Source organism: Methanosarcina mazei S-6 (assembly GCF_000970205.1).
Taxonomy (GTDB): domain Archaea; phylum Halobacteriota; class Methanosarcinia; order Methanosarcinales; family Methanosarcinaceae; genus Methanosarcina; species Methanosarcina mazei.
The window spans coordinates 1,009,476-1,029,187 of record NZ_CP009512.1; the positions used below are offsets into that span (position 1 = coordinate 1,009,476).

A 19,712-nucleotide genomic window follows, 5' to 3' on the forward strand; every position below is an offset into this window, starting at 1 on the left:
AAATGACAGGAACATGAAAAAAGAAAAAGAGGAGAATCTAAAACTGCAATGTGGGTAAGAATTATTCTTTTCCCACTGTTTCAAAATAAACGAAAAAAACAAATTAAGATTTTCAGGCCGGAATTCCCATGTAAATTTTATGAAGCTCCTCGGCGACATCCTCATCGCTGTAGTATTTCCTGTCCGGAAGCATGCCAAGTTCCCGCATTACGTCAGGGATCGCCCCACTCCTACTCGCTCGTCCAATAATTTCATTTCTTTTTACAGGATAATCCATATTTTTCAATATTTCCTGAGTTTTTACAGGAAGCTCTGTAATAAATAAATCTTTGCTCTCGGTTTCCATACTATTCCTCCTTTATTTTTGTTTAATTTTCTTCTAAATCCCCTGAGACGTCCACATAATTTGCCTGCTCCTTTTCAGGAGACAATTCCTATCCCGTATGTCGTCTCCAGCATCATCACCCTGGAGCTAACAGGTTCTTCCTTCTCTCCAGGAAAAATCGATACATTTCCAGGCTTTCTGAAGGAAGCCTAACTTCTTCTGTTAGTAAGAATATCATGGATGATTTACTATTTAAATCTTAACATCTTTGTATAAAATAATACTAAAAATTAATACTTTCTTTTGCTTTCATAACATTATATAATTGTATATGAGTAATATCCTCTTATATAATTACTAAAAAAGAAACCTAAAAACAAAAATATATGTACTTAGAGAAATAAGAATGAAGGTTTAAAAAATAAGTTCAACGGATTTCCCCATGACTTTTTTAATCCCAATTATTGATGTACTGACAATATTTCACCATAGAAAGATGTTAAAAAGAGGTGACATGGTGGGATACAGGGAGGGTAACGAACTGATAAGTAATAAAGTGAAACTATATCTCGATATTTCAAGATAAAAAATTATTATGTAATTGCTGTTACTTTTATCGCACCTGGACTATTTTATTTTGATCTGGATTTTCAAAAAATTCAGAATAGTTCTCTCTTAGCGGTATTTCGATCTCTCTATCTAATTTTGCATTATGTTGAAGAACTTTACTTGATAAAATTTAATATGTAGTAAGATCTATTTCAATAGGGTCATATGTTGTCTACAAATAGAAAAGATATAAAAAAAGAAGATATATTTCAAGCAGAAAGGTTATTAAAAAAAATTGAAAACATATATTTGACTGCTGCATGTAAAGATAAATTATGCGGATTAGTTGAAAAATATTTTTATGATAGTTATGAGAATTGCTCCCCTAAGTATGCAAAACTCATAATTAATCATTTTGAATCTGACTTGTTGTTGGCCACTTGTTTTTGTACCAAATCTGACAATCTAGAATTGCCTGAATTAAAACACGATATTTCTTCAACTTTTTCTATGATAATTTATAAGGCATGTGATTCTAGGGTTTCTTGGTGGGACAAAATTTTTAAAGAAATCGAACTGAAAATCAACCCGATTGCGAAAATAAAAATTAAAAAATAAAATTATCTATCTCATGCACTCTCAAAAATACATTTGATTCCATAGTTTGGATGAAATATTCTACTTCAAGATAGATATATCTTTAATTTCAGAATAATTTCCTATCTAATATAAAGTCAACAACGATCGTTATTCAATTGTAGAATGAATCCAGCTTTGAGACAATGTGTTGTACAGAGTTCATAAATTCCTCATTTTTCATTCCTACGAATCCTCTTTCCCCCAAACGCATGAATCGTTCTCGTTCCGGCGATACACTTTTCCCACTGTTCTGCCCCCTTGGGAATGAATAATTCACACCCCGGATTGAGGACAAATTCCTCATCATTTAAATACGCTGTATATTGTCCGCTAACGCAAACCATCCACTCGTCAAACTCATGAGTGTGTTTTTTGGAAACCCTGTCAGAATAACAGGTCCAGAAAGCCATCTGGCTGCCGTCTGCGCCTTCGTAAAAATAGCCGTCAATATCTTCTGTGTTTTGTTCTTTGCTGCTGATATGATTGCTTTTACTTTTCATGAACTCCGGAAAATCTTTCATGTTCGAAATCTCCCAGCATTTAACTAATTTATATAATATCAAATCAATGTATAAATCATAACTTCAAATCAAAAAATAACTCATAGAGAACCTGTATTCCCTGTTCGCAAGTTGAAACAACATAAAGCAGTAATTGCAAGAATACCTTAATATTTTATGCTATTGATTTTTTATTTAACATAAACACAGGTTTGTATTGCCATAAACAATTCAGCATCAGTAAGCGTTTCAGTATATTTATTGCTTTAGCAGACATCAAACTATTGAGGTGAACAAATGCCGGCAAGAAAAGTAAAGAATGATAATAAAGAAAAAGAACTAATGGAAAAACTAGAGTCAATAGAAGAAAAAAGAGAAGATACAGCAGAACAAATAAACATAGAAGAGGAACCCGATGAAAGTAAAAGGCCTAAATAAACAGTATGTTACAAATTTACGTTAAAAAATACATGAATTTTATTTGACCAACAAGCGAATTTTTATTCAGGGACTATTAATTTTTTTAAGAACATTTTGTACAAATTCGCGCTTAGCATTTACATAAGACGTAATATCAGTTCTGAACTGTTCAGCTAATCTCATTTTGAGTTCTCCATAAGCTTTCACAGCTTCCGGATGATCCCTTAAATAATTGCGAAAAGCAATATGTTCAAGATAACCTTTGCCATCCTTCGGACATATGTAAAGGTGGTAGGGCATAAAATCGTCTACAAAGGTTCTTTTAAAAGCTTCTCTACCTTCAACACCTAAATTTCCTTCGTGTTCAAACCCAATTTTTGCAAGCCTGTCTTTCACAGCAGGAAAAACATAATATGAATCAATGACCACATCAATATCAATAATAGGTTTTGAAGCAAGACCTTCAATTGCTGTGCTCCCAACGTGAACAACATCAATTATGAGGTCACCGGCACAATCAACAATCATTGCTTTTATTTTCAAAAATTCGGTTTTCCACTCAGGATCGTATGGTACAACCCTTACAATACCTTTCATTTTTACATCCATATTTATTGACCCTGCCATATCTGTTGATTAAAAAAAGGGCTTCTCTGTAAATGTGTCTACCTGATAGATTTTCATCATTAATCCTCCGGCCTTCGTTACAATTTTCCGCCTGCGTTTCAATTTCAGAGGTATTTTCACAGTCTGGTGGCTATGATTGAAACCAGATTAAAGTAATTTCCACCTTCAGCTTCCATCATTCCGATATCCCTACGGGCATAATCGTTATCACAGGAAAGCCAGTCCTGCCATGTTTCTTCTAAACACTTTAATTCTTTACATTCTTCTATGCTGACAGAATCCGCTTTTTTCCATAGGTTATACCACCAGTCGAGTGAGTGTAGAGTTAAAGTCATGTCTTCAAACCAGTATGGTTGCAGTTTTTCCGGAACTCCGTTTTCAAATTCCTTTTTCAGCCCTGGAACTGCAACTGCTATTTTTCCTCCTTTTTTTACAAGCGGGGCAAGGTGTTTTGTTAAGTAATCCTCTTCTATTCCAAAATAGTGATATGCATCCACACTTATGGCGACATCAAAATATTCCTGTGCGAACGGCAAATCATGTGCTTCCGCGTGTATTGGTATTATTTTATCTTCCAGTCCCATTGATTTGATTCTTTCATAGTTTTCTGTTGCACTGATCCATAAGTCGGTAGCAAAAACAGTAACTCCATATTCTTTTGCCAGGAAGATTGAAGTTAATCCTTTTCCACAGCCAAGGTCAAGTACCCTCATGCCTTCTTCAAGCTTCAAGGATTCCAACAATTCTTCAATGATCTTTATTGCGTTCGGTCCCATCATGTTCTCTTTCAAAAAAGCAGTATCATACTTGCTGGATTTTGTAAACATTGTCTTGACCTTCTTTGTTTTATCTTTTTCACACCATTTATACAGCTTGTTCTTTATATTTGCTTCTTTTTCTTGTTTTAGCAGAAAGATAAAGGAAGGTAGACGAAATAGAAAGGATAAAAATAGAAAAGATAAAAACAGAAAAAGCTTCGGAGTTGATAAAAGCAGAAGTGAATTATCATTTGCTTGTCTTCTTTTTTTATATTTGAGAAGGTCACTCTCCTTCATCTAGCGGAACAGGAACGGTTTAGTATAGTGAATGAGATTGCATAGGCTAGAGATATTCATAACTTAATCTCTTCTGGTCCTCTCGAGTCAGATCACTATTACCTCAAACAAAAAATTAGTCCTCTTGAGGAAGCGAAGCGACCGAAAAGGACACCGCCCTCCCGAGGCGGAACTCGGGTGAGCAAAAAAAGTGAAATAGGGTCTGAAAAGGAAAGTAAATGAGTTCTTCCCTTTCCCTGTTTTTCAATTCATGCCCTTGCTTTCATTTTGTCTATGATAATATAGTCTTTGATGGCGCTTACGGAATCGAAAGGAATCAGGAGGTAGTTGTCCTCTTTTTTGTATCTGGAAGCATCAAAGGTTGGGTTCGGGCTGACCATAAGGTCAATAATGCGCCCTCCCTTGATCTCGATTACAATATTGCTCAGTGTTCCTATTTCTGTTCCGTCGGTAGCCATCACCTGCTTATTGAAGAGGAGGTTTCTTGCAAATACTTTAGACATTCTTATCTTGTCTCCGTGCTCAGTGTTATGCGGGATTAGGTAAAGCCGGCTTTTCAGTTTAAATACATTTACTTTTTACATTTATTCAGTTTGAATCCGTATACTTTATAAACTCTTCCTTTTTAAGAGTTACTAATTTAAATTTTTACCTGTATCCCACCAATCCGGCTGTCTCGACCGGTCTCTGGCCTCCTTTAAACTGCTCCTCTATCTTCTCATAGAACTGGGCAATGTTCTCGTTAATTGTGGGCTTAACTTTCTTAAGGGCTTCTCTGAAGTGCCTCATCTCAATCGCTTCAATATCGAAGTTTTCTCTGAGAGCAAACATTACAGCCTCTCTGCATACCGCTTCTATATCCGCACCCACATATCCTTCTGTCGTATCGGCAAGGTTCTCAAGGTTCACGTCCTCTGCAAGAGGTGTATTCTGCGTATGGATTTTGAAGATCCTCAGCCTGCCTTTCCTGTCCGGCGCCCCCACATAAACAAGCCTGTCAAAGCGGCCAGGACGCAGGATTGCGGGGTCAAGCAGGTTAGGGCGGTTAGTTGCGGCAATAATTACCACATCCTTGAGTGTCTCAAGCCCGTCCATTTCGGTGAGCAGCTGGTTGAGTACCCTTTCAGAAGTCCGGCTGTCCGTGGATTCCATACCCTGCATACCGGCAATAGAGTCGATCTCATCAAAGAAGACAACACAGGGAGAGACCTGCCTCGCTTTCTTGAAGGTTTCACGAATTGCTTTTTCCGATTCTCCAAGCCACTTTGAAAACATCTCCGGCCCTTTAACGCTTATGAAATTGGCATTTGACTCTTTTGCAACAGCCTGGGCTATCAGGGTCTTTCCTGTTCCCGGAGGTCCGTAAAGCAGGATTCCTTTAGGAGCTTTTATTCCCATCTTGACAAACTTTTCCGGGTTTTTAATAGGCCACTCAACAGCTTCGATGATAGAATGCTTTGCTTCATCAAGACCTCCAACATCGCCCCAGCTGACAGAAGGCATCTCAACAAAGATCTCTCTCAGGGCTGAAGGCTCGGCTTCCATCAGTGCATCTTCGAAGTTCTTTTTGGTTACAACAATCTTCTCCAGCCTTTCAGGTGGGATTGTGTCAATTTCCAGGTCGAGGTCAGGCAGGTTTTCCCTTAGGCACCTCATTGCTGCTTCCTGCACAAGAGCCAGAAGGTCCGCACCCACAAATCCCTGCGTCCTCTCAGCCAGGGACATGAGATACAGGTTTGTCTTCTCTTTCTTTTCCCTCTCCATGGCAGCTTCATCGACTTCTATCTCAGTCCCTGTTTCAACCTCGAATTCATCCAGGGCTCCAATTTCGACTTCCGGCGCAGGCTCACCTGTCACGGACTCTTCATCTTTTTCAATCGGCATGCCCCTTGTATGGATCTGCAGAATCTCATACCTGTCTTTGGTATCCGGCACTCCTATATGGATTTCCCTGTCAAAGCGGCCAGGTCTCCTGAGTGCTGGGTCTATTGCGTCCACACGGTTGGTAGCCCCTATAACCACAACCTGTCCTCTTTCCTCCATCCCGTCAAGCAGGGTCAGGAGCTGGGCAACCACACGCCTTTCCACTTCCCCTGTCACGTTTTCCCTCTTGGGGGCAATGGAGTCGATTTCATCGATGAAGATGACTGAAGGGGCTTCCTGGGTAGCCTCCTCGAAGATCTTCCTCAGCCTTTCTTCACTTTCCCCATAGAACTTTCCTACAATCTCGGGCCCGGCAATGTAATGGAAACTTGCTCCGGACTCGTTTGCCACGGCTTTTGCAATCAGGGTCTTTCCGGTTCCCGGTGGGCCGTAGAGGATGACTCCTTTCGGAGGCTCAATGTTAAGGTGGGCAAAAAGTTCAGGGTGCTTCATGGGCATCTCTATCATTTCACGGACACGCATGATCTCGTCACCCAGGCCCCCTATATCTTCATAGGTGGTGACGCCTCTTGTTGCCTTTTCGTAGCCCTGTACCGGTTTTTTCCGGAGTTCAATGTTTGTTGTTTCGGTAATCAGGACAATTGTATTTGCAGGGTCAGTCTCGACAGCAACCAGGGGGATTACCTGGCTTGTTGTCAGGGACTCTGTCATTGGCTGAGACATTGAATTTATTATTGGAATTATGTCCCCCTTGAACACAGGTCTTTTCAGGATATGCCGTTTTATGATCTCATTTGCATGTTCTCCAAACTGAAGTTCGGGCCCTCCCTGTGTCATGCTTTCCGGAAGCGCCAGGATCAATTTTTTTGCTTCCGGGGCTTCAACCTTTTTAATTGTCACCTTCTCCCCTATGGAGACCCCGGCATTTTGCCGGATGAAATTATCAATGCGCACAATTCCCTGTTCCCAGTCCTGCCGGTCCGCTCTCCATACCTTTGCAGTGGTCTTTTTCTTCCCCCTTATCTCCACAATGTCACCGGGAGAGAGCTGAAGTTTCAGCAGAGCTGTAGGGTCAAGCCGGATAATTCCTCTTCCAAGGTCAATAGGATATGCCTTTTCAACCTTCAACTGTATTTCTTCCATGGATCATCCCGAAAATAGTTGTCTTTTTGATTATTATTCTATCTGGTAATGGTATAAAATGAAAGGATGCCGTTTTTTCCGAATTTTCCGGATCGAATACTTCTTAACTATCGTTTTCTACGGATAGTTCTTAACTATCTGTTTTCTATATTAGATTCTCTTTTTATTTTAATGCCTTTCATCCGGAAAATTTATCCTGTATGCGTTTAAGCTGGAGTGTGCCGCGTATCTGGTGTAATTTTCACTTGCTTCAAATTTCTAATATCTACACCTGTTTCTGCTTTTCCCTTCCGGGAAACATACTTTCGCCAGTTTCTGGCTTTCTGGACACCGGATTACTGGATGCTCAGGACCGGGAAATAGCTCAGTATATTTTAACACTCAAGTATTTATATTGAAATGTCCGGAAGACACGCCTCCTATATTCCCCATTTATTAAATAAGTTTACCTTTTACTCTGTTTTCTCTGGAAGGTTAATATATTTACAGCTTCTGTGTATAAAACTGTTTAACAGGGTCTGAATCAAACTTTTTGATGTTATCGTTCAGACTCTCCAGCAAAGCAACCTTAGTTTAAATTTTAGATTAAAATATTTGAATTCACACGATTCACAAATTTCAGGAATTTAAGATTATGGACCTTGAAAACGCACAGAACAGGATTATTGATTTTATCCGGGACGAGACTGGCAGAGCAGGCGTAAAAGGGGTAGTCGTTGGCATCAGCGGAGGGATTGATTCCGCCCTTACCGCAACTCTTGCCGTAAAAGCTCTCGGAAAGGACAGGGTTCTTGGCATCCACATGCCTGAGAGCAGCCTTACCCCTGCCGTTGACAGTGAGGACGCTGAAGCTCTGGCAGACTGGCTCGGGATAGAGTACAGGACAATTGACATCTCAGGCATTATCTCGGCTTTTATGGCTGCGGTCCCGGAGAGCGAATCTGCGGACAGGCTCACGAAAGGCAACCTGAAAGCAAGGACCCGGATGTCCCTTCTTTATTTCCATGCAAACCGGCTGAACCGCATGGTTATCGGGACAGGAAACAAAACCGAGATCCTTCTCGGCTACTACACGAAATACGGGGATGGAGGCGTTGACCTTGAACCTATAGGAGGGCTTTATAAAACCGGGGTATGGGAGCTTTCCAGCAGGCTGGGAATCCCGGAATCTCTCATCACCAAAAAACCGTCCGCAGGTCTATGGGCAGGCCAGACAGATGAAGCAGATCTCGGCATCTCATACGTGAAGGTTGATGAAGTTCTGAAAATGATTGAGGATGGCGTAGAACCGGAAGTAATTCTGGATAAGACAGGGATTTCTGCAGATCAGCTTAACTCTGTCACCAGGCGCATTGAGAGAAATGAACACAAAAGAAAAGCTCCCCCGGTGCCGGAACTCTATTGAATTTACTGGTCAACTCCATTGAATTTGCTGGTTAACTCCATTGAACTGACTTGTTAACTTCATTGGATTCGCCTGTTAACTTTATTGAATTCACCGGTTAGCTCCATTGAATTTACCTGCTATCTATGTCGAATTTGCCGGAATAGCTGTGTTGAATATACTGGACTGACTTTACCAGATCCGCGGGATTGAAGATAAAAAATAATCGAAAAAGGAACTTTCTCCTCTTATCGAGCAGGATTTATCGAGCAGGATTTATCGAGCAGGATTAAGTCTCATGTCTCTGCGCTCTTCTCTTACAAGCGGCTTTGCGAGGTGCCTCCTGGCGCAAGGGGGTACTTCATAGAGGCCGGGGTCAAGGTCCCTGTCCCCTTCAAATCTGACTTTTGAAGGGGAATCCGTTCCACATTTTTTGCAGCGGAACCCCTGCCCTTTGCCTGAGGATTTCATGTGTTTTCCGCATTCAGGGCATATGGGGTTTTCTTCCCTGTACACCGGGGCAAGAGATTTGATTTCGATTTTTTCAATATTAAGGGTCCCGGAAGTGACACTTCCTGAGAGACAGATAAGATCTCCGGGGACGAGTTTTCTTATAAGCGACCTGAAATTCTTTGTCGGTTCGAAGGCTGCACAATCAATTTCTGCTCCCTCCCTGTCCCGGACTGCAAAAATGACATGTCCACCTTCAAGGGTTTTCGGGGCTGCCGAAACCGTGCCTTCAAGCCTGTAGGAGTGCATATCCCTGGTCTCAGCGATATTCTGAGCCGGAAGGAGGTGCATGTCAGTTCCCTGGTTAGTCCTGTACACGGCAAAGCGCTCGACAGGCTCAGCCCGGATGAGAGATGCAGCTTTATTTACTATCTCAGGGCTTTCTCCTCTTATCCCGAACAAAACCGGGTCTGCTGAATGGGGAACACAGACTACTAGCCTGTTTGTAAGGTCCACGGTATCCCATGTTTCGGGATATGTTTCCTTATCAGCTTCAAAAAAACTTTTTTTATCCACTTCACGCGGAGTTCCCCATCTATCTTTCTGCCTGTACGCCAGATGCTCAAAAGTGAAGTCCAACCCATCCTGATCGAGCATTGCCCCGCAGGCTGCAAGTGCACCTATAAGTCCTCTCCCGTTTTTGAATCCCTTTGAGGCGATCCCGAGTATGGAGATAAGGTCTTTTGCTTTTTTTATTTCAATTACGTCTCTTACAGCCTCTTCCAGAAAACGCATGAGTACAGGCCTGAGCCTTCCGTAATCTTTATCCTGAATAAATACCGCACCCGGGTTGGTCTTCTCGCACTCCATGCGTGCAAGTTCTTCTATTCTGGATGTTACATGTGCGATTACCTTTTCAGGACAGTCGGTTTTAAGTTTCAGGGCTACTGCTGCATTTCCCCTTGTTTTATAAGGGATTGTAGGGTTCAGGCGCACGAGGAGAGGCAGGGTTTCTATATTTCCGTATTCCTGAAGTTCCTCAAGCAGCAGGGCTCCCAGATATGTGGTGCACATGCCTTCGTTTGAGTCCGTATCGTCGATTCCGATGATCATTTTTTTCCTTATCCAGTTTTCTCCCTTAATATTTCTGCAATTGCGGTCAGGGGAAACCAGCATTTTCGGGATTCTCCGGCTTGTTTTCCCCATCTACTCGCTGACAATGTTGGAGAAATATATATATAGATGTTCAAACAGAAATTAATAGCGGAATGACAAAAGAGGTTCTCATACATCAAATTATTGATGTATTGGCACGTGCGGGTTTTGCACTCTCTGACCGCTGTAATATACGCCCGAGGAGCTTTGACGTTGCCGCACGAAAAGATGATACACTATTACTTTGCAAGGTTTTATTTAATATTGACGGCCTGAACGAAGAAACAGCAAGGGAGATGAAATATCTTGCTGAGTATCTGGGAGGTTCCGCTATCGTGGTCGGAGCCAAGACAAGGGACCAGATGCTTGAAGACAGCGTTGTCTACATGCGCTATGATATCCTTGCCCTCAGCGTCCAGACCCTGTATGATTACTTTGTTGAAAATATCAGACCTCTGGTATCGGCAGCACCTGGAGGGCTTTATGTCTCAATAGAGGGAGACCTCCTTAAGAAGGCAAGAACCACCCAGTCCATGTCCCTCGGGACTCTGGCTTCTATGGTGGGGGTTTCAAGAAGAACTATCAGCAAGTATGAAGAAGAAGGCATGGACGCGTCCATTGACGTCGTGCTCCATCTTGAGGACATTTTCGGGGTAGAGCTGGCAAAACCCATAGATATCCTGAAGTCCTGCGGGAGCAGAAAGCCGAGGAAAAAAGCAGAGCCTGAAAAGGAGGAGCCAAAGGGGAAACCCGGAACGCTTTTGCCCGAAGACCTTATCTTGAATACAATTTCAATGCTGGGGTATGATGTGCTCCCTACAGCTCAGGCACCTTTCAAAGCCATCTCCAGGGATAAGTCTTCGGTTATCCTTACAGGTGTGAGCGAATTCAATACAACCGTAATCAAGAGGGCTCACCTTATGAGCAGCATTTCCTGCATTACGGAAACACAGTCCGTGTTCATAATTAACGGGCGTTCCAAACTGAAATCCGTTGAAAATACGGTGCTTATAGAAAAGAAAGAACTAGACACTATAAGTGATTCTCAGGAACTCCTCGATTTTATAGAGGAACGCAAGGATACTCATGAGGCATAAACTGCTTCTTTTTCCTGAGGTTCGGAGAGGACCCTGAGACAAACTATTTTTCTCTTCCTCTGGATTTACTTCCGTTTTTAAGGGTGCGGTAAAGCTCCAAAAACCTAATATATCACTGTTTCAATCTAAATCCCTCAATGACGGTAAAGATTGCAGTGCTGGTCTCTGGACGGGGTTCAAATCTCCAGGCGATCATAGATAGCATTGAAAAGGGCTACATAAAAAACGCGGCAGTTAATGTAGTTATCTCCAACAAAGCCGATGCTTATGCGCTCGAACGTGCAAAAAACCACGGTATCAGTGCTGTCTTTCTTGACTCCAGAGGGCGGGACAGAGCTGAATATGACAGGGAAATCCTGAAAGTGCTCAGACAGTATGATACTGACCTCCTTTTGCTTGCAGGCTATTTCCGGCTTCTGGGAAGCGAGATTATTAATGCATACCGGAACAGGATACTGAACATCCATCCCTCTCTTCTCCCGGCTTTCAAAGGGCTTCATGCCCAGAAACAGGCTTTTGAATATGGGGTAAAGGTTGCCGGCTGCACTGTTCATTTTGTAGACGAAGGTCTCGATTCAGGTCCGATTATTATCCAGAGATGCGTGCCTGTGCTCCCGGGAGATACCGAAGAGACCCTTACTGACAGGATTCTTGAGCAGGAGCATATTATCTATCCCGAAGCTGTCAGGCTTTTTGTCGAGGGGAAACTTAAAGTTGAGGGCAGGAACGTAACAGCCCCTGATTAAGACCTTTGAAAAGGAAGATAAAGGAACCCGGGATTTCATCAGTTTTATCATGAGGTGCAAGACTGGAGAGAATCAGACCCTGAGCTGGAGTAAAGTTTTCCAGAAAACATAGTTCCATATAGCAATTTCAGCTTCGCAGGTTAGAATACTTCTTTCAAAAAAAGAAGGCGCACCAAAACGGAACAGATTTTACCCATTAGTATCTTCATTAGTGTATTCATCCGCTGGTATCTTCATCAATACCCTGATGGTTATAAGTACATGAAATTATATTACTCACGCGAAATTGCCCCTTCAACCGAAAGCTTTCAATATTACATAATTTCCTGAGTCTAAAGATTACTCAGAAAATTTTTCATTAACCTTTAAATGAGTCTGAATGAGATCCCTTATCTCAGTATAAAGTTCATTTCAATCAGAGCTCCTTTAATCAGAGCTCTTTTAAATCCGGAAGGTTGTAAAACCTCCTGATAAATCTGCCTATGAAGAAATTCAATTAACTCTATCAAGAAACCCTTAAAACAAGTTTTAAATGCATGAGTTATAAGGTGACAGTGATGTCTTATATTGAAAAAATTGACCCGGAATTGTTCGAGGCTATCAAAAATGAAGCCGATCGTCAGGAACACAAGCTGAACCTGATCGCATCAGAAAACTATGCGAGCAGGGCTGTTATGGAAGCCCAGGGCTCTATTATGACCAACAAGTATGCCGAAGGATATTCCGGTAAACGCTATTACGGAGGCTGCGATTTCGTTGACGTTGCCGAAAATCTCGCCATTGCAAGGGCAAAGGAACTTTTCGGGGCAAAGTATGTAAACGTCCAGCCTCACTCAGGTTCAGGTGCCAACATGGCTGTTTATTTCTCTGTGCTGCAGCCGGGGGATACTATCCTGTCCATGGACCTCTCTCACGGCGGACACCTTTCTCACGGCAGCCCTGTAAGTTTCTCAGGAAAACTCTATAACATCGTGCCCTATGGGGTCAGCAAAGAGACCGAAGCCCTGGATTACGATGAGCTCCTTAAACTGGCAAAAGAATGCAAGCCCAGGATGATAGTATGCGGAGCTTCAGCCTATCCCCGTGTGATTGATTTTAAAAGGTTCAGGGAAATTGCTGATGAGGTCGGAGCTTACCTCCTTGCAGATATTGCACACATCGCAGGACTTGTAGTTGCAGGCGTACACCCGAGCCCTGTTCCTTATGCGGATTTTGTTACCACAACCACCCACAAGACCCTGCGCGGTCCCAGGGGCGGAATGATTATCTCGAAGACTGAAGAGCTTGCAATAGGCGTGAACAAAGCGGTTTTCCCGGGTATCCAGGGCGGCCCCCTCATGCATATCATAGCTGCAAAAGCTGTTGCCTTCAAAGAAGCCATGAGCGAAGAGTTCAGGCAGGACCAGGATCAGACCGTAAAGAACGCAAAGGTCCTGTGTTCATGTCTGAAGCAGAAAGGTTTTGATATTGTTTCAGGCGGCACCGACAACCACCTTATGCTTGTAAATCTCAATAATATGAATATTACAGGAAAGGACGCTGAAGCTGCACTGAGCAAAGCCGGGATCATCGCCAACAAAAACACAGTTCCTTTCGAGACCCGCAGCCCATTCGTAACCAGCGGGGTAAGGCTCGGGACCCCTTCCTGCACCACAAGGGGCATGAAAGAAAAGGAAATGGAACTGGTTGCAGACTACATCGAGGCTGCAATAAAGAATTCGGAAAACGATGCTCTTCTGTCGGAAATCAATATTAAGGTAAGGGATCTCTGTTTAAAGTTCCCTGTTTACGAATAATTGAGGAGATAGGGGGTTTACCATTTGTTAGATGAAAGCTATGAGTCACGTATCATAGATGGAAAAGTCCTTGCACAGCAGGTCGAAGAAGAGGTAAGGTCAGGAGTAGAAGACCTTGAAAGCAACAGGGGAATTACTCCCGGGCTTGCCACCATCCTTGTAGGGGATGACCCTGCATCAAAGATGTATGTCCGCCTGAAGCACAGAGCCTGTGAGCGTGTGGGCATAAGAGCAGAAGACTTCCTTCTTCCTGCAGATTCTACCCAGGAAGAACTTCTTGCCCTGATCGATTCCCTTAACAATAACAAGGATGTGCACGGCATCCTGCTTCAGCTGCCTTTGCCAGAGCATTTCTCTCCGCAGGAAGCAATGGAAGCCATATCTCCTGCAAAGGATGCAGACGGTTTTCATCCCTATAATATGGGAAAACTCATGATAGGGGATGAAGGGCTTGTCCCATGTACTCCGCACGGGGTAATCAGGGCACTCGAAGAGTATAATGTGCCTGTCAAGGGGAAAAATGCGGTTATTGTCGGACACAGCAATGTTGTGGGAAAACCAATGGCAGCAATGCTTCTTAATAGAAATGCAAGCGTTTCTGTCTGCCACATCTTCACCGATGACCTGAAGAAATACACCCTTGGTGCCGATATCCTTGTTGTTGCAGCAGGAGTCAAACACCTTATTAAAGCCGACATGGTTAAGGAAGGGGCTGTAATTTTCGATGTGGGAATCACCAAAGAAGAGGACGGTGTATACGGGGACGTGGATTTCGAAAATGTAATCAAAAAAGCTTCCCTTATCACTCCCGTCCCTGGCGGTGTAGGACCCCTGACAGTTGCCATGCTTATGAAGCACGTACTTATGTGTGCTGAGAAAAGCCTTTAATTTTTTAATTTAAGGCTTTTCCTTTTATGATGAAAAGAGCCGGTTCAATTTTCCGGAAAAAACAAGTAAATTTGTTTTTTGATTGCATCGAACTGGAGCCAAATTTTATTTTTTCTTAGTCTGTCAGCCCGGGTTATTCTTTTCATATTTTATAAATGCTTTTTATTATTCTGAAATTGACTTTTCCTTATTGTGATAAACTAATTTTACACATCAATATTTTTATCTATCATTGAAGCTTATTTTATTAACATTCCTGTTCGCCATTAATAAACAATCAAAATTATTGATGAAAACTTAAATAAATAGTCTGGCTCTCATAAAGTTTCCAGGCGTTAAACTGGTGTTTATAATCCCTAAACAAATATACCTGATATATTGACAGTATGGATACCTGATATAGTGACAGTTACTGTTCCCACAGGCAGTCTTCACTGTTTCCATATTGTTCCTCTAACCCGAAACAAAATCTCCAGATCCCTCAGTTTCCACATATATGGTTTTCAGGAATTCTGAATTCCTTTATTCTCAAGCTTAACCAAATATAAGTTCCATTTCCCTTTCAGATCCCCCAGTACCCGTTTCGCAGCCGGAATTTTTTTTCTTGCTTGCAGAAAGTCTTTCAGATGGCGGAGTGGAAGGCTTTCAGCAATATCCACGGACGAGTATTGTCATATTTATCAGCGCTGTTGCGCTACTGATTTAGTATCTATATAACCTGGTTGTCAAAAATGGTAATTAATACTGATATTTGCGGTATAAAAGTAGGAGACCAGTATCCTGCACATGTAATGGGTATTATTAATCTGAGCCCTGAGTCTTTTTACAATGGTTCAATTATAAGTCCTGACTCTACACTTGAGACCGCCCAAAAAATGGTTGAAGACGGAGCAACTTTCCTGGACATAGGTGCCCGGTCAACATGGCGCTTTTCAGAACCTATTAGCAGAAAAGAAGAACTTGACCGCTTACTTCCCGTGCTTGAAGCTCTGGAAGGCAATGTGGACGCTGTGGTCTCAGTTGATACCATGTTTTCCGAAATAGCAGAGGAAGTTCTTAAAAGAGGGGCACAGGTCATAAACGATGTTTCCGGCTTTACGGCGGATCCCAGGATGATGGAAGTGGTGGCAGACAACGGCTGTCCGGCTGTGGTTATGGCTTCCAAAAAAGCCCCCGGAGACCTCCTGGGCATGGATGCCATTATTGAAGCCCTTGATTCCATTATACAGGCTGCTGAGTCCAGGGGCATAGCGTCTGAAAGCCTCATCCTTGACCCTGCGATAGGAAGATGGATGGACGAGAAGCAGCCCATGTACGACTTTGAGACTTTGGACGATTTCGAGCGCCTTAAGATCTTTGAAAAACCTCTGCTTGCAGCCCTTTCAAGAAAATCCTTCATAGGTGAAGTCCTTGGAAAGCCGGCAGATGAAAGGCTCTATGGCAGCCTGGCTGCAGCGGCGATTGCTGTCTATAAAGGCGCACATATTATCCGTACACACGATGTACCTGCAACTTCTGACGTTGTCAGGCTTTCAGGAGCCCTGAGGAGCCGCACAAGTGTTGTAAAGGAAGGCAGGTATGAAGTTTCGGTGCTTGAAGTGAAAACCCCGCAGGACGCGGGCATTGCAATGAGAAATATCGGAGCCACAAGAGTCGGTTCACAGGTTATGCAGGGAAAAAGCGTTCATCTTGTTTTAAAAATAAGGAACCTTACAACCACGGAAGCTCTGATAATTAAACAGGAGATGCTTGCAAGGGGAGGAGATGCAGCCCTCGCCAGGGATGCTGTTTCCCATGAAACGGAAGCTACCGATGTTCTTGTTATGGGAACCCTGCTGCAATTTGAGCGTCTTGCACGTAAACTGGATGGGCAGGCCCGTTCTTTGCCGCTTATCGCCGAGATGATTCGCGAATGCATATCTAATCGGACTAACCTGGAATACAGATATTTGAGGTAATTATGATCATAACTTCAGCAAAACCCTTTGAAGAAATCCTGGACATGTTAAAAGACGAAGATAATATTTTTATTGTCGGATGCAACGTGTGCGCTGCAAAACTGAAGACAGGAGGAGAACCTGAAGTCCGGGAGATGTGCAGAAAACTTGAAGAGAGCGGAAAGCATGTGGTGGGCTGGTCTCTCCCGACCGCTGCTTGCAGCATACGTTCTTATGATTCTCTTGTCGAAAAAAGCGAGAAAATAAATGACGCAAGCTGTGTTCTTGTTATGGGCTGCGGTAGTGGAGTTTCTGCTGTTGCGACTGTTGTGGACCTGCCTATATACGGTTCAAACAACACGCTTTCGCTTGGCGGCTCCAGTGGAGGAAAATTGCTTTCTGACCAGTGTGTTATGTGCGGGGACTGTACTATAAGTCAGTACGGGGGGCTCTGTCCGAAATCTCAGTGCCCCAAAGCCCTTCTCAACGGACCCTGCGGAGGGTCTGTGGAAGGGATGTGTGAGGTCAACAGGGATAAAGACTGTGTCTGGTATCTTATTTATGATCGTCTGAATAAAATAAACAGGCTGGATCTTCTTTATGTCACCCATGCTCCCCAGGAACATGGGACTAAATAATTTAATTAACTTTTCGACTCAGTTGCAAATATAGTGATTTTTAATTTTATCTCATCATGAGACTCTGGAACTGAGTCGCAATTTTCATAAATTATACCACTTTTTATATAATAAGGGGCTTGATTTCTTTACGTCCTTATGCTCCACAGGAGCATGGATTTAAATAATTTCATACCTAATATTCTTATTTAATGCTTTTTAATTTTCGTGAAAAACTGAATTCCAGAAAATTTCTGGTTACTGCTGAAGTTTCTCCTCCCAAGGGTACAAGATTCTCAGCTTCTCTGGAAGATGCCAGCCAGTTAAAAGGTATTGCAGATGCTCTTAATGTTACGGATAATCAGTGTTCAATTATGCACATGAGTTCTCTGGCTTTTAGCAAGCTTCTGCTTGATGAAGGGCATGAGCCTATCATGCAGCTTACCTGCCGGGACAGGAACAGAATAGGGCTCCAATCTGACCTTCTGGGAGCATATGCGCTTGGAATAAGAAACATCTGCCTTATGACCGGAGACTATCCTACCTGTGGAGACCATCCGGGCTCGAAGCCTGTTTATGACGTTGACTCCGTGCAGCTCATAGAACTCGTGAGAAAACTCGACACGGGCGTCGATTTTGCAGGAAACAAACTGGACGGGGGGACCTCATTTTGTGCGGGAGCAGTTTCGGGAATAGACCCTGAAAAGACAATGCAGCTGATAAAGCTCCAGAAAAAGGTTAAATGCGGGGCGGATTTTATCCAGACGCAGGCTGTATACGATATAGGTATGTTCGAGGAGTTTATGGACGCAGTAAACTATCTTGAGGTGCCTGTAATTGCAGGTCTGATTCCTCTCAAGTCTCTGGGTATGGCTGAATTTATGAATAAAAACATCTCAGGGATTCACGTGCCCGAAGAAATTATGCTTCGAATGAAAGATGCATCATCCCCTATGGAAGAAGGGCTTTTGATAGCTTCCGAAACCATAAAGGAGCTGACAAAACTTTCGCGGGGAATTCACGTTATGCCAATAGGGTCCCATAGAAACACAGCAAGATTGCTTTCTCTGGCGGGAATTTCTCAGAAGTGATTAATTCAGAAAAACCGGCAAATAAAAACAGTAAAGTTAGCTGGCACTCTTTTTATGTTTATTTATTACCTGATACCTTTTTTCTCCTTTTTTTGGCAGGCTGGTGTAACTGCATCAGATCGAACAGGAAAACAGTTCTGATTCCAGATATCCTCAGGTCCTGCTCGAATCCGATATTTCCCGGACATATCTATATTTCAAAGCTTTTTTATCCTTCGAAGGAGTATCCAAACCTTTGGATACATTTATCAATATCTTCCGGTATTTTACGGTTTAATTCTATTCATATTGGTTTTATTTTTTTCTAAAACCGAGACTAACCACAGTTTTTAAGGCATGAAAATGAGTCCAGAAATCACTTCCGTCCAGATGTTCGGGATTAAGACCCCTATAATTAAATCAGGGGACGACATCGTACAGATTATTGAAGCTTCACTTCAGGAAGCATGTCTTGTCCCGGTTGATGGGGATATTTTTGTACTGGCTGAGTCTGCTATTGGTACGGCAGAAAACAGGATTGTCAATCTTGCCAGCATTACCCCCGGAAAAAAGGCTCTGTCCCTCGGAGAAAAGTACGGGATAGATCCCAGGGAAATGGAGCTTGTGCTTCAGGAATGTGACGAGCTCTTCGGGGGTGTTCCTGGAGCCGCACTTACCATAACAAAAGGTATTCTCTCTCCCAATGCCGGAATAGACGCCTCGAATGCTCCTGATGGTCATGTGGTCCTGCTCCCCAGAGACCCGAGAAAAAGTTCCGAGAACATACGGAAAAGGCTTGAGAAGCGTTACTCCTGCAGGCTGGGAGTGATTATAGGAGACAGCAGGACACAGCCCCTGCGGCTTGGCTGCACAGGAATTGCACTTGGAGTTTCCGGTTTTATACCTGTTGAGGACGCCAGGGGCAGTTTTGATATTTACGGAAAGCCTCTCCGCCTCACTTACAAAGCAGCGGCAGACAACCTTGTTTCTGCTGCAGAAATCCTGATGGGAGAAGCCGGAGAAAGAGTCCCCTGTGTGCTTATCCGTGGAGCTCCTGTAAAAATGGTTGACGAATCTCCTGAGATGCCCACGATCTCTATGGAAGGGTGTATGTATTTCGGCAACATTATTAAATGTCGAAAAGAAGACAGCGAGAAAGGAGATCAATAACGAGCTGCTATGTCTCCCTTTTCGGAATAACTTTAAATACAGGCTCGAAGGACTTAGATAAGCATTATATATGCTCGAAGATAATATATACAAATCGAGCCCCTACCCTGTATCTGGTAATTTACTTTATATACCTCTATATTCAGGATTGGGTTTCGGTAGCTGTGCCGTACGGACGCATGTATACGATCCCTTCGTGCGCTGACCGGAGTAGATAAGCTAAGAACAGAAAAAGTCTCAGACGTTTCAAGTATTGCAGG

Annotated in this window: 18 protein-coding genes; 11 read left to right on the forward strand and 7 right to left on the reverse strand. The window is 42.9% G+C overall.

Going from position 1 to position 19,712, the window contains the following annotated elements:
- Positions 1-112 precede the first annotated feature (112 nt).
- Positions 113-346 carry a DUF2795 domain-containing protein gene (locus MSMAS_RS04495; protein ID WP_011032406.1) on the reverse strand — a complete coding sequence of 78 codons (234 nt, stop codon included), beginning with the start codon at positions 344-346 and terminating at the stop codon, positions 113-115.
- 753 nt (positions 347-1,099) lie between these two features.
- Between MSMAS_RS04495 and MSMAS_RS04500 the strand changes: the two genes are divergently transcribed.
- Positions 1,100-1,492, forward strand: coding sequence for a hypothetical protein (locus MSMAS_RS04500; protein WP_048040170.1), 393 nt, complete (start codon positions 1,100-1,102; stop codon positions 1,490-1,492).
- Between the two features lie 191 nt (positions 1,493-1,683).
- Here MSMAS_RS04500 and MSMAS_RS04505 read toward each other — a convergent pair whose 3' ends face one another.
- Complete coding sequence (locus MSMAS_RS04505; protein ID WP_011032404.1) at positions 1,684-2,034, reverse strand: cupin domain-containing protein; 351 nt, start codon at positions 2,032-2,034, stop codon at positions 1,684-1,686.
- A gap of 276 nt (positions 2,035-2,310) precedes the next feature.
- On the opposite strand from MSMAS_RS04505, the gene MSMAS_RS18630 reads away from it, so the two are divergent.
- On the forward strand, positions 2,311-2,451 hold the full coding sequence (locus MSMAS_RS18630; RefSeq protein WP_015411109.1) for a hypothetical protein: 141 nt from the start codon (positions 2,311-2,313) through the stop codon (positions 2,449-2,451).
- 66 nt (positions 2,452-2,517) lie between these two features.
- On the opposite strand, the gene MSMAS_RS04510 is transcribed toward MSMAS_RS18630, so the two are convergent.
- From MSMAS_RS04510 to MSMAS_RS04525, 4 genes are all read right to left on the reverse strand, one after another.
- Positions 2,518-3,060, reverse strand: coding sequence for a GrpB family protein (locus MSMAS_RS04510; RefSeq protein ID WP_226987676.1), 543 nt, complete (start codon positions 3,058-3,060; stop codon positions 2,518-2,520).
- Positions 3,061-3,176: 116 nt separating this feature from the next.
- The gene (locus MSMAS_RS04515) at positions 3,177-4,115 is read right to left on the reverse strand and encodes an SAM-dependent methyltransferase (RefSeq protein ID WP_226987675.1); all 939 of its coding nucleotides are present in this window, start codon (positions 4,113-4,115) and stop codon (positions 3,177-3,179) included.
- A gap of 248 nt (positions 4,116-4,363) precedes the next feature.
- Positions 4,364-4,618 carry a PRC-barrel domain-containing protein gene (locus tag MSMAS_RS04520; RefSeq protein WP_011032401.1) on the reverse strand — a complete coding sequence of 85 codons (255 nt, stop codon included), beginning with the start codon at positions 4,616-4,618 and terminating at the stop codon, positions 4,364-4,366.
- A gap of 145 nt (positions 4,619-4,763) precedes the next feature.
- On the reverse strand, positions 4,764-7,142 hold the full coding sequence (locus MSMAS_RS04525; RefSeq protein WP_011032400.1) for a CDC48 family AAA ATPase: 2,379 nt from the start codon (positions 7,140-7,142) through the stop codon (positions 4,764-4,766).
- A gap of 634 nt (positions 7,143-7,776) precedes the next feature.
- Here MSMAS_RS04525 and MSMAS_RS04530 point away from each other — a divergent pair.
- The gene (locus tag MSMAS_RS04530; protein WP_011032399.1) at positions 7,777-8,547 is read left to right on the forward strand and encodes an NAD+ synthase; all 771 of its coding nucleotides are present in this window, start codon (positions 7,777-7,779) and stop codon (positions 8,545-8,547) included.
- Positions 8,548-8,802: 255 nt separating this feature from the next.
- Here MSMAS_RS04530 and MSMAS_RS04535 read toward each other — a convergent pair whose 3' ends face one another.
- Positions 8,803-10,089 (reverse strand): tRNA(Ile)(2)-agmatinylcytidine synthase, encoded by a 1,287-nt coding sequence (locus tag MSMAS_RS04535; RefSeq protein ID WP_048036545.1) that lies wholly within the window; start codon positions 10,087-10,089, stop codon positions 8,803-8,805.
- Positions 10,090-10,244: 155 nt separating this feature from the next.
- Here MSMAS_RS04535 and MSMAS_RS04540 point away from each other — a divergent pair, with 155 nt between their 5' ends.
- The 8 genes from MSMAS_RS04540 to cofE all read left to right on the forward strand — a co-directional run bounded on the left by MSMAS_RS04540 (position 10,245) and on the right by cofE (position 19,452).
- The gene (locus MSMAS_RS04540) at positions 10,245-11,228 is read left to right on the forward strand and encodes a transcriptional regulator (RefSeq protein WP_011032397.1); all 984 of its coding nucleotides are present in this window, start codon (positions 10,245-10,247) and stop codon (positions 11,226-11,228) included.
- A gap of 137 nt (positions 11,229-11,365) precedes the next feature.
- Entirely contained in the window at positions 11,366-11,974 is a 609-nt protein-coding gene (gene purN / locus MSMAS_RS04545; RefSeq protein WP_011032396.1) for a phosphoribosylglycinamide formyltransferase, read from the forward strand.
- A gap of 557 nt (positions 11,975-12,531) precedes the next feature.
- Positions 12,532-13,770, forward strand: a complete 1,239-nt coding sequence (glyA, locus tag MSMAS_RS04550) for a bifunctional serine hydroxymethyltransferase/L-allo-threonine aldolase (RefSeq protein ID WP_048045848.1) — start codon at positions 12,532-12,534, stop codon at positions 13,768-13,770.
- 24 nt (positions 13,771-13,794) lie between these two features.
- Positions 13,795-14,658, forward strand: coding sequence for a bifunctional methylenetetrahydrofolate dehydrogenase/methenyltetrahydrofolate cyclohydrolase (locus tag MSMAS_RS04555; protein WP_011032394.1), 864 nt, complete (start codon positions 13,795-13,797; stop codon positions 14,656-14,658).
- A 731-nt stretch (positions 14,659-15,389) separates the two neighbouring features.
- Positions 15,390-16,616 carry a dihydropteroate synthase gene (gene folP, locus MSMAS_RS04560; protein ID WP_048036525.1) on the forward strand — a complete coding sequence of 409 codons (1,227 nt, stop codon included), beginning with the start codon at positions 15,390-15,392 and terminating at the stop codon, positions 16,614-16,616.
- A gap of 2 nt (positions 16,617-16,618) precedes the next feature.
- Positions 16,619-17,233, forward strand: a complete 615-nt coding sequence (locus MSMAS_RS04565; protein WP_011032392.1) for a methylenetetrahydrofolate reductase C-terminal domain-containing protein — start codon at positions 16,619-16,621, stop codon at positions 17,231-17,233.
- Positions 17,234-17,424: 191 nt separating this feature from the next.
- Positions 17,425-18,303 (forward strand): methylenetetrahydrofolate reductase, encoded by an 879-nt coding sequence (locus MSMAS_RS04570; protein WP_011032391.1) that lies wholly within the window; start codon positions 17,425-17,427, stop codon positions 18,301-18,303.
- A gap of 336 nt (positions 18,304-18,639) precedes the next feature.
- Complete coding sequence (gene cofE, locus MSMAS_RS04575; protein ID WP_011032390.1) at positions 18,640-19,452, forward strand: coenzyme F420-0:L-glutamate ligase; 813 nt, start codon at positions 18,640-18,642, stop codon at positions 19,450-19,452.
- The last annotated feature ends 260 nt before the right edge of the window (positions 19,453-19,712 follow it).

What these genes read in the sequence shown, in the direction of transcription:
- MSMAS_RS04495 (WP_011032406.1), bottom strand. Translation starts at nt 346, where the DNA reads ATGGAAACCGAGAGCAAAGATTTATTTATTACAGAGCTTCCTGTAAAA.
- MSMAS_RS04500 (WP_048040170.1), top strand. Translation starts at nt 1,100, where the DNA reads ATGTTGTCTACAAATAGAAAAGATATAAAAAAAGAAGATATATTTCAA.
- MSMAS_RS04505 (WP_011032404.1), bottom strand. Translation starts at nt 2,034, where the DNA reads ATGAAAGATTTTCCGGAGTTCATGAAAAGTAAAAGCAATCATATCAGC.
- MSMAS_RS18630 (WP_015411109.1), top strand. Translation starts at nt 2,311, where the DNA reads ATGCCGGCAAGAAAAGTAAAGAATGATAATAAAGAAAAAGAACTAATG.
- MSMAS_RS04510 (WP_226987676.1), bottom strand. Translation starts at nt 3,060, where the DNA reads ATGGCAGGGTCAATAAATATGGATGTAAAAATGAAAGGTATTGTAAGG.
- MSMAS_RS04515 (WP_226987675.1), bottom strand. Translation starts at nt 4,115, where the DNA reads ATGAAGGAGAGTGACCTTCTCAAATATAAAAAAAGAAGACAAGCAAAT.
- MSMAS_RS04520 (WP_011032401.1), bottom strand. Translation starts at nt 4,618, where the DNA reads ATGTCTAAAGTATTTGCAAGAAACCTCCTCTTCAATAAGCAGGTGATG.
- MSMAS_RS04525 (WP_011032400.1), bottom strand. Translation starts at nt 7,142, where the DNA reads ATGGAAGAAATACAGTTGAAGGTTGAAAAGGCATATCCTATTGACCTT.
- MSMAS_RS04530 (WP_011032399.1), top strand. Translation starts at nt 7,777, where the DNA reads ATGGACCTTGAAAACGCACAGAACAGGATTATTGATTTTATCCGGGAC.
- MSMAS_RS04535 (WP_048036545.1), bottom strand. Translation starts at nt 10,089, where the DNA reads ATGATCATCGGAATCGACGATACGGACTCAAACGAAGGCATGTGCACC.
- MSMAS_RS04540 (WP_011032397.1), top strand. Translation starts at nt 10,245, where the DNA reads ATGACAAAAGAGGTTCTCATACATCAAATTATTGATGTATTGGCACGT.
- purN (WP_011032396.1), top strand. Translation starts at nt 11,366, where the DNA reads ATGACGGTAAAGATTGCAGTGCTGGTCTCTGGACGGGGTTCAAATCTC.
- glyA (WP_048045848.1), top strand. Translation starts at nt 12,532, where the DNA reads ATGTCTTATATTGAAAAAATTGACCCGGAATTGTTCGAGGCTATCAAA.
- folP (WP_048036525.1), top strand. Translation starts at nt 15,390, where the DNA reads ATGGTAATTAATACTGATATTTGCGGTATAAAAGTAGGAGACCAGTAT.
- MSMAS_RS04565 (WP_011032392.1), top strand. Translation starts at nt 16,619, where the DNA reads ATGATCATAACTTCAGCAAAACCCTTTGAAGAAATCCTGGACATGTTA.
- MSMAS_RS04570 (WP_011032391.1), top strand. Translation starts at nt 17,425, where the DNA reads ATGCTTTTTAATTTTCGTGAAAAACTGAATTCCAGAAAATTTCTGGTT.
- cofE (WP_011032390.1), top strand. Translation starts at nt 18,640, where the DNA reads ATGAAAATGAGTCCAGAAATCACTTCCGTCCAGATGTTCGGGATTAAG.